The 5,923-nt window shown below is 67.7% G+C and carries 6 protein-coding genes and 1 pseudogene; 6 read left to right on the top strand and 1 reads right to left on the bottom strand.

Annotated features, from left to right (window positions below; all coding sequences use genetic code 11):
• The 4 genes and pseudogenes from QH195_RS34260 to QH195_RS34245 form a co-directional block, all read left to right on the top strand.
• Positions 1 to 496 (top strand): annotated as a pseudogene (locus tag QH195_RS34260) (acetylglutamate kinase); the annotation flags it as partial.
• Positions 493 to 1,695: an acetylornithine transaminase gene (locus tag QH195_RS34255; protein ID WP_280438445.1), complete on the top strand. Its 1,203-nt coding sequence runs from the start codon at positions 493 to 495 to the stop codon at positions 1,693 to 1,695. The pseudogene QH195_RS34260 and the gene QH195_RS34255, both read left to right, overlap by 4 nt.
• Positions 1,692 to 2,645, top strand: coding sequence for an ornithine carbamoyltransferase (gene argF, locus QH195_RS34250; protein ID WP_280422449.1), 954 nt, complete (start codon positions 1,692 to 1,694; stop codon positions 2,643 to 2,645). The genes QH195_RS34255 and argF overlap by 4 nt, the downstream gene beginning before the upstream one ends.
• Positions 2,642 to 3,151 carry an arginine repressor gene (locus tag QH195_RS34245; RefSeq protein WP_280422448.1) on the top strand — a complete coding sequence of 170 codons (510 nt, stop codon included), beginning with the start codon at positions 2,642 to 2,644 and terminating at the stop codon, positions 3,149 to 3,151. Before argF ends, QH195_RS34245 begins: the two co-directional genes overlap by 4 nt.
• A 231-nt stretch (positions 3,152 to 3,382) precedes the next feature.
• Here the strand turns inward: QH195_RS34245 and QH195_RS34240 are convergent, their stop codons facing one another.
• Positions 3,383 to 3,529: a hypothetical protein gene (locus QH195_RS34240; RefSeq protein ID WP_280422447.1), complete on the bottom strand. Its 147-nt coding sequence runs from the start codon at positions 3,527 to 3,529 to the stop codon at positions 3,383 to 3,385.
• A gap of 306 nt (positions 3,530 to 3,835) precedes the next feature.
• Between QH195_RS34240 and QH195_RS34235 the strand changes: the two genes are divergently transcribed.
• Positions 3,836 to 5,038 carry an argininosuccinate synthase gene (locus QH195_RS34235; RefSeq protein ID WP_280422446.1) on the top strand — a complete coding sequence of 401 codons (1,203 nt, stop codon included), beginning with the start codon at positions 3,836 to 3,838 and terminating at the stop codon, positions 5,036 to 5,038.
• Between the two features lie 524 nt (positions 5,039 to 5,562).
• Positions 5,563 to 5,923 (top strand): lyase family protein (locus QH195_RS34230; protein WP_432278870.1); only part of this gene is annotated, 361 nt, incomplete at its 3' end.

Below are 5,923 nucleotides of genomic sequence, written 5' to 3'. Positions count from 1 at the left end.
CCGCACCGTCGATATCGACGGTGCGGCCACCGATATCGGCCTGGTCGGTGATGTCACCGATGTTCATCCGGACGCCGTGCTGGATCTCATCGGCGCCGGCCGGATCCCGGTGGTCTCGACCATCGCACCCGACGCGGACGGCGTGGTGCACAACATCAACGCCGATACCGCCGCGGCGGCGCTGGCCGAGGGGATCGGCGCGGAAAAACTGGTCGTCCTCACCGATGTCGAGGGTCTCTACACCGATTGGCCCGATCGCTCGTCGCTGACCAGCGTGATCGACACCGACGCGCTGGCCGACCTGCTGCCGTCGCTGGATTCGGGAATGGTCCCCAAAATGGAGGCGTGCCTGCGCGCGGTACGCGGCGGTGTCCCGGGCGCGCATGTCATCGACGGCCGCATACCCCATTCGGTACTGCTGGAACTGTTCACCGGGGAGGGTATCGGCACCATGGTCACACCGGCGGCGGACGAGGAAAACGGAGTCAGAGCATGAACACTGCGCAACTGCGGCAACGGTGGTCGAATGTGATGATGCGCAACTACGCCACCCCGGAGGTCATGCTGACCAGGGGCAACGGCGCGGTGGTGTACGACGTGGACGGCAACCGCTATGTCGATTTCGTCGGCGGGATCGCGGTCAACAGTCTCGGGCACGCGCATCAGGCGATTCTGAGCGCGGTGATGGACCAGCTCGGCACGCTCGGTCACGTCTCCAATCTCTACGGCAGCGAGCCGGTAATCGAACTCGCCGAATCGCTGCTGGCGCATTTCGGCGACGGGGACGGCCGCGCGTTCTTCTGCAATTCCGGGACGGAAGCCAACGAGGCCGCGTTCAAACTGGCCCGGCTCACCGGCCGCCGCAAGATCATCGCCTGCGACGAGGCCTTCCACGGCCGCACCATGGGCGCGCTCGCGCTCACCGGGCAGCCGTCGAAGCGCGCGCCGTTCGAACCGATGCCGCCCGGTGTGGTGCATGTGCCCTACGGCGATGCGGCGATCCTGGAGCGCGCGGTGGATTCCGATACGGCCGCGGTGTTCCTGGAACCGATGCTGGGGGAGAGCGGTGTGGTGGTCCCGCCGCTGGACTACCTGGTGCGGGCCCGGGAGATCACCGCCCGGCACGGCGCCCTGCTGATCCTGGACGAAGTGCAGACCGGTATCGGCCGGACCGGAAAAATGTACGCGCACCAGGCATTCGGGATCACCCCGGATGTGATGACCCTGGCCAAAGGGCTGGGCGCGGGTCTGCCGATCGGTGCGGTCCTGGCCACCGGGCACGCCGCCGATCTGTTCACCCCCGGAATGCACGGCACCACCTTCGGCGGTAACCCGGTCAGTGCCGCCGCGGCGCTGGCGGTACTGCGCACGATCGCCGAGGACGGCCTGCTCGACCATGTCGAATCGGTCGGCAAACGGCTCAGCGACGGTATCGCGGTCCTGGAACATCCGCTGATCGCGGATGTGCGCGGCGCCGGCCTGCTCATCGGTATCGGCCTCACCCATCCGGTGGCGCCCCGGGTCGAGGCCCGGGCGCGGGCCGCCGGTTACCTGGTGAATCCCGCCAAACCCGATGTCATCCGGTTGGCACCGCCGCTGGTGCTCACCGAAACCCAGGCCGACAACCTGGTGCTGGATCTGCCGGTGATCCTCGACGAGGTTCTGGCCGAGACGACGAAAGGAGCCCGGGGATGACCGCTTCGACCGCCGTCCGGCACTTCCTGCGTGACGACGACCTGACCCCCGCCGAACAGGCCGAGGTCCTCGCTCTGGCCGCCGAACTCAAGAAGAATCCGTTCGCCCGCCGCCCGCTGGAGGGACCGCGCGGGGTCGGGGTGATCTTCGACAAGAACTCCACCCGTACCCGCTTCTCCTTCGAGCTCGGTATCGCGCAACTGGGCGGGCACGCGGTGGTGGTCGACGGGCAGACCACCCAGCTCGGCCGCGACGAAACCCTCGCCGATACCGGCCGGGTGCTCTCCCGCTACGTCGATGCCATCGTCTGGCGCACCTTCGGTCAGCAGCGCCTCGAGGAAATGGCCGGTACGGCAACCGTTCCGGTGGTCAACGCGCTGTCCGACGATTTCCACCCGTGCCAGGTGCTGGCGGATCTGCAGACGATCACCGAGCACAAAGGCGACCCGAAAGGCCTGGTGCTGTCCTACTTCGGCGACGGCGCCAACAATATGGCGCAGTCGCTGGTGCTCGGCGGGGTCACCGCGGGAATGCATGTGCGGATCGCCGCGCCGACCGGTTTCCAGCCGGCGCCGGCGGTGCTCGCGGCGGCCCGGGCCCTGGCGGCGGAAACCGGCGGCAGTGTGAAAGTCACCGATGACCCGTACACCTCGGCAGCACGCGCAGATGTCTTGGTCACCGATACCTGGACCTCGATGGGGCAGGAAGGTGACGGCCTGGACCGGGTTGCACCGTTCCGCCCGTATCAGGTGAACGCCGGACTGCTCGCGCGGGCGGCCACCGACGCCATCGTCCTGCACTGCCTGCCCGCTCATCGTGGCGAAGAGATCACCGACGAGGTACTCGACGGCCCGCAGAGCGTGGTCTGGGACGAGGCGGAAAACCGCCTGCACGCCCAGAAAGCGCTGCTCGTCTGGTTGCTGGAACACGAGGGCGCACAGCGACGATGAGTGAGGCCCGTACACATTCCGCCGGCCCGATCACGGCCGCGACCCGGGCCGGCCGGCAATCGCGAATCATCGCGCTGCTGGCCGCTCATCCGGTCCGCAGCCAGACCGAGCTGGCCAATCTGCTCGCCGCCGAGGGCATCGAAACCACCCAGGCCACGCTGTCCCGCGATCTCGACGAACTGGGCGCGGTCAAACTCCGCGCGGCCGACGGCGGCGCCGGTGTCTATGTGGTTCCCGAGGACGGCAGCCCGGTCCGCGGGGTCACCGGCGGCACCGGCCGGTTGGCGAAACTCCTCGGCGATCTGCTGGTATCCACCGATTCCAGCGGCAATATCGCGGTCCTGCGCACACCGCCCGGCGCCGCGCATTTCCTGGCGAGCGCGCTCGATCGGGCGGCACTGCCGTACATCGTCGGGACGATCGCGGGTGACGACACCATCGCGGTGATCGCCCGGGAACCCCTCACCGGGGCCGAACTCGCCGCGAAGATCGAAAACCTGGCGTGAACAGCGGGCCTGCCCGAGGTTCGCCGGGGTGGCGATAACCGGCCGCCGATGATGGACTGAGCGCGGGTGATGGCCGATGAGGCCGGAAGACGCCTCCGCGGTTGGCACGCGAGGGGCACGAAGGCCGGATGTCTATCGGCCGGGGCTCTGCTGACAGACGTGCGCCTCCTCCCGGGGCCGGCAGTGCCCGGGCTCGTGGTGAGTACGGCGGCTATCGCGCTGGGACTCGGGTCAGTAGTTGTTCACCAGTTCCTGCAGGAACGGTGTGGCGAATTCGATGCCCATCACGCCCAGCGCCAGGGCGGCATTTCCCAGCGTGACGACGATGAAGCCGATGGTCTCGTAGTTGTCCTGCGCCCACTGTTGCAGTGTCTGCATGGTCTTCTCCTCCCTTGCGATCGCGCCTGCGGGGGTGTGATCAGCGTCTCACCTATGGGGCGGATGGCCAAGGCCTGTTACCGAGTTGGGAGGCTCGGTGCGGTGTGGTTGCCGCAGGTAACGACGGGTGCGACCCCCGGTTATGAATGAGATTGCACCATCGTGCATAATCATTTGTAACGGCGGCGTGAGCCGGACCGGCAACGGGTCAGCATACTGCTGGATATCGGTCACCGGACCCCGCGGAGACCACGCACCCGAGAACCAACAGCAGACCAACGAACACATCCTAGGGAGCACCAGAACATGTCCGATCGCGTCGTACTCGCCTACTCCGGTGGGCTGGACACCTCCGTGGCCATCAGCTGGATCGGCAAGGAGACCGGCGCCGAGGTCGTGGCCGTCGCCATCGACCTGGGGCAGGGCGGCGAGGATATGAATGTGGTGCGCCAGCGCGCCCTCGATTGCGGCGCCGTCGAAGCCGTGGTGGTCGACGCCCGCGACGAGTTCGCCGACGAGTACTGCCTGCCCACCATCCAGGCCAACGCCCTCTACCAGGACGAGTACCCGCTGGTTTCGGCGATCAGCCGGCCGCTCATCGTCAAGCATCTGGTCGAGGCCGCGAAATTCCACGGCGCCTCCACCGTCGCGCACGGCTGCACCGGAAAAGGTAACGACCAGGTCCGGTTCGAGGTCGGTATCGGTGCACTGGCGCCCGATCTGAACGTGATCGCCCCCGTCCGCGACTACGCCTGGACCCGGGAGAAGGCCATCGCCTTCGCCGAAGAGAACAAGCTCCCGATCAATGTCACCAAGAAGTCGCCGTTCTCCATCGACCAGAACGTCTGGGGCCGGGCCGTCGAAACCGGGTTCCTCGAGGATCTGTGGAACGCGCCCACCAAGGACGTCTACGACTACACCACCGATCCGACCGTCAACTTCGAGGCCCCCGACGAACTGATCGTCAGCTTCGACCGTGGTGTCCCGGTAGCCATCGACGGCCGCCAGGTCAGCGTTCTCGAGGCGATCGTGGAACTGAACCGCCGGGCGGGCCGCCAGGGTGTGGGCCGCCTGGACATGGTGGAGGACCGGCTCGTCGGCATCAAGAGCCGGGAGATCTACGAGGCGCCCGGTGCCATCACCCTGATCACCGCGCACCGGGCCCTGGAAAGTGTCACCCTCGAGCGGGAACTGGGCCGGTACAAGCGGCAGGTCGAACAGCGCTGGGGCGAGCTGGCCTACGACGGTCTGTGGTTCTCCCCGCTCAAGCGCGCCCTCGACGCGTTCGTCGCCGAGACCCAGCAGCACGTCAGCGGTGATATCCGCATGGTCCTGCACGGCGGGAACGTGACCGTCAACGGCCGGCGCAGCGAGCAGTCGCTCTACGACTTCAATCTCGCGACCTACGACGAGGGCGATACCTTCGACCAGTCGCTGGCCAAGGGTTTCGTGCAACTCCACGGCCTGTCCTCGAAGGTGGCGGCCAAGCGCGATCTGAACCAGAAGTAGGAAGCCCTACGCCCGGCCGTGGAACGGCGGCCGGGCAATGTTCGCGACCGATCGGCGGCGCGATCGTATGGCCTTCGGGCCGGCCCCGGGCTCGGACGGGACAGTAGAGGTCCGTCGCCGCCCGGCTGTCACCGCCGGCTCTTCCGGCCCCGGCATCGGACACCGACCGGCCGATCGGAGGCCGTACGGTGACGCGGCGCCGGTGAGTCGAATGCAGCTCGACTACGGCCCGGACGACCACTCGGCGATCGGCCCCGATTCCGTAGCCGCGTATATGGAGTGGAATCGCCGGTGCGGTGCCGGGGACACAACGACATGTGCGGTCGGTGCCGTACGGCGGAATCGTTCCGGTGCCGGCCGTCGGCGACCTGTCGTCCATCGGGGGAAGCGGCCCGGCGATCGTGGGCCGACCTCATAACGCTGCGCATTCGCTGTTCGCCCGGCCGGTCGCGGCAAGCGGCGGCGCAGGAAACCAATACCGTAGGGGCGGAACCCGGCCGGTATATCGAGACGTGGGAGAGATAGTGGGCACCAACGAAGGCGCGTTGTGGGGCGGCCGGTTCGCATCCGGTCCCGCGGAGGCGATGGCGGCGCTGAGTAAATCGACCCAGTTCGACTGGGCGCTCGCGCCCTACGACATCCGGGCATCCAAGGCGCACGCCCGGGTGCTGAACAAGGCCGGATTGCTGTCGGAAACGGATCTGACCGCGATGCTCACCGGCCTCGACCGGCTCGCCGCGGATGTCGAAACGGGCGCCTTCGTGGCCGCCGAATCGGACGAGGATGTCCACGGCGCGCTCGAACGCGGGCTCATCGAACGCGTCGGCACCGAACTCGGCGGCCGGTTGCGGGCCGGACGTTCCCGCAACGACCAGGTCGCCACCC

It is taken from the genome of Nocardia carnea (assembly GCF_029868855.1).
GTDB classification, from domain to species: Bacteria; Actinomycetota; Actinomycetes; order Mycobacteriales; family Mycobacteriaceae; genus Nocardia; species Nocardia carnea_A.
Note: the sequence above shows the minus strand (reverse complement) of the source record. Positions and strands in the feature narration are given on the sequence as shown.

Excerpts from the sequence above, each read along its gene's own strand:
- QH195_RS34240 (WP_280422447.1), bottom strand. The coding sequence starts at position 3,529 with ATGCAGACACTGCAACAGTGGGCGCAGGACAACTACGAGACCATCGGC.
- QH195_RS34245 (WP_280422448.1), top strand. The coding sequence starts at position 2,642 with ATGAGTGAGGCCCGTACACATTCCGCCGGCCCGATCACGGCCGCGACC.
- QH195_RS34255 (WP_280438445.1), top strand. The coding sequence starts at position 493 with ATGAACACTGCGCAACTGCGGCAACGGTGGTCGAATGTGATGATGCGC.
- argF (WP_280422449.1), top strand. The coding sequence starts at position 1,692 with ATGACCGCTTCGACCGCCGTCCGGCACTTCCTGCGTGACGACGACCTG.
- QH195_RS34235 (WP_280422446.1), top strand. The coding sequence starts at position 3,836 with ATGTCCGATCGCGTCGTACTCGCCTACTCCGGTGGGCTGGACACCTCC.